Annotated in this window: 2 protein-coding genes; both read left to right on the forward strand. The window is 71.5% G+C overall.

The window, feature by feature from the left end; all coding sequences use genetic code 11:
* Positions 1–824, forward strand: an 824-nt coding sequence (locus D452_RS0101250) for a sensor histidine kinase (protein ID WP_017542348.1), incomplete at its 5' end; no start/stop codon positions are given.
* Between the two features lie 172 nt (positions 825–996).
* Positions 997–2,751, forward strand: a 1,755-nt coding sequence (locus D452_RS0101255; protein ID WP_017542349.1) for an acyl-CoA dehydrogenase family protein, incomplete at its 3' end; no start/stop codon positions are given.

The following is a 2,751-nucleotide window of genomic DNA, read 5'->3' on the forward strand; positions in this document are numbered from 1 at the left end:
CCACCACCGCCAACCGCATCAGCGTGGGCTCGGACATGTCGGTGCGGATGCCGGGGCCGGGTTCGCACAGCGAGGCCGGGCGGCTGGCGGCGGCCATCAACACCATGCTCCAGCGCATCGAGGACTCCTTCGCCGCCCAGCGCGCGTCGGAGGAGCGGGTGCGGTCCTTCGCCGCCGACGCTTCGCATGAGCTGCGCACTCCACTGACCACCATCCGCGGCTACGCCGAGCTGTACCGGCAGGGCGCCATCCCCGACGGCGAGATGCCGGGGGCGATGGAACGCGTCGAGAACGAGTCCCGGCGCATGAGCCGACTGGTCGCCGAACTGCTGGAGCTGGCGCGCCTGGACCGCACGGGCGCGCTGCAGCGCAGCGAGACCGACCTGACCGTGCTCGCCGGCGAAGTCGTGCGCGACGCGCGTGCCCTGGAGCCCGGACGCGAGATCACGCTGGAGGCGCCCGGGGAACTGTGGTGCGACGCCGACGAAGCCCGGTTGCGCCAGATCCTGGCCAACCTCCTGGCCAACGTCCGCGAGCACACCCACGAGGAAACACCGGTGGTCGTCCGGTTGCGTTCGGAAGGCGAGACCGCCGTGCTGGAGGTCGCCGACCGCGGTCCGGGAATGGTGACCGAGGACCTGGGGCGCGCCTTCGACCGCTTCTACCGCAGCAACCGCACGCCGGGCAGCGGCAGCGGACTGGGCCTGTCGATCGTGCACGCCATCGCCGACGCGCACGGCGGCGGGGTCGACCTGGACTCGACGCCGGGGGAAGGCACCACGGTCACGGTGCGGATCCCGCTGCATGCCGCGTCGTCAACGTGACCCGGACCTGAAGGACCGGGCTTGGAGGTAGCGCCCTGCTGGCTGCCGGGTGCGGCGGGCCGGCGGCGCCGGTCGCGGTCCCATGCTTCACCCCGTCTACCGACGGGTAGGAGTGTGAGGCAGGCCACAGTCACCGTGGCGCCACGCTGTGCTGGTGAGGTGATCCGACGACATGACCGCGGTGAACCGCGATACCGCTGCCGAGCACGTCGACGGGCGGCAGGCCCGAGCCGTGGCCGAGGCCGCCCGCGACACCGAATGGCGCAAGCCCAGCTTCGGCAAAGAGCTCTACCTGGGCCGGCTACGCATGGACCTGATCCACCCCTACCCGCTCCCCTCGTCCGAATCGGTACAGGAGGGCGAGGAGTTCCTGGCCCGGCTGCGCGACTTCTGCTCCACGATCGACGCCCACCGCATCGAACGCGAGGACCGCATCCCCGACGAGGTCGTGCGCGGCCTCAAGGAGCTGGGGGCGCTGGGCATGAAGATCCCGCGGGCCTATGGCGGACTGGGGCTCAGCCAGCTCTACTACAACCGGGCCCTCACCCTCGTCGGCTCGGTCTGCCCCGCCATCGGTGCCCTGCTGTCGGCACACCAGTCCATCGGCGTCCCCCAGCCGCTGCGGATGTTCGGCTCCGAGGCGCAGAAACGCGCCTTCCTGCCCCGCTGCGCCACGACGGACATCAGCGCGTTCCTGCTCACCGAGCCCGACGTCGGCAGCGATCCGGCGCGGCTGCACGCCACCGCGACACCGGTCGAGGACGGCTCCGCTTACCTGCTCGACGGCGTGAAACTGTGGACGACCAACGGCGTGGTCGCCGACCTGATGGTGGTCATGGCACGGGTACCCGAAACGGACGGGCACCGCGGCGGCGTCTCCGCCTTCGTCGTCGAAAGCGGCTCCGAAGGCATCACCGTCGAGAACCGCAACACGTTCATGGGCCTGCGCGGTTTGGAGAACGGCGTGACCCGGTTCCACCGCGTGCGCGTGCCCGCCGAGAACCGGATCGGCGCGGAGGGCAAGGGCCTCAAGATCGCACTGTCCACGCTGAACACCGGCCGCCTGTCGCTGCCCGCGATGTGCGTCGGCGCTGGCAAGTGGTGCACGAAGGCCGCGCGCGAATGGGCGCGCGAGCGGGTCCAATGGGGCCGGCCGGTCGGCGAGCACGAGGAAGTGGCCAAGAAGGTCGCGTTCGTCTCGGCCACCACCTACGCCATGACCGCCATGCTGGACCTGGCCGGCCAGTTCGCCGACGACGAGCGCAACGACATCCGCATCGAGGCCGCCGTCGCCAAACTGTGGTGCTCCGAAATGGCATCGCAGGTCGCCGACGAACTCGTGCAACTGCGCGGCGGTCGGGGCTACGAGACCGCGGCGTCGCTGGCCGCCCGCGGCGAACGCGGCGTCCCCGCCGAGCAGACGCTGCGCGACCTGCGCATCAACCGGATCTTCGAGGGCTCCACGGAGATCATGCACCTGCTCATCGCCCGCGAAGCGGTCGACGCCCACCTGTCGGTGGCCGGCGACATCATCGACCCCGAGGCCGACGCCCGGGCCAAGGCGCGGGCGTTCGCCAAAGCGACCGGGTTCTACGCCACCTGGCTGCCCACCCTGGCGGTCGGCGAGGGGCAGCGCCCGGGCTCCTTCGGCGAGTTCGGTCCGCTGGCCGGGCATCTGCGCTACGTCGAGCGCGCGTCACGCAAGCTGGCGCGCTCGACCTTCTACGCGATGTCGCGCTGGCAGGGCAAGCTGGAGAACAAGCAGGGCTTCCTCGCGCGCGTGGTCGACATCGGCGCCGAACTGTTCGCGATGAGCGCCGTGGCGGTGCGCGCCCGCAGCGACCGCGAGCAGGACCCCGACCGCGGCCGCAGCGCCTACGAGCTCGCCGACGCGTTCTGCCGCCAGTCGCGGCTGCGGGGCGACGCG

The sequence above is a fragment of the Nocardiopsis prasina DSM 43845 genome, assembly GCF_000341265.1.
Lineage (GTDB): Bacteria > Actinomycetota > Actinomycetes > Streptosporangiales > Streptosporangiaceae > Nocardiopsis > Nocardiopsis prasina.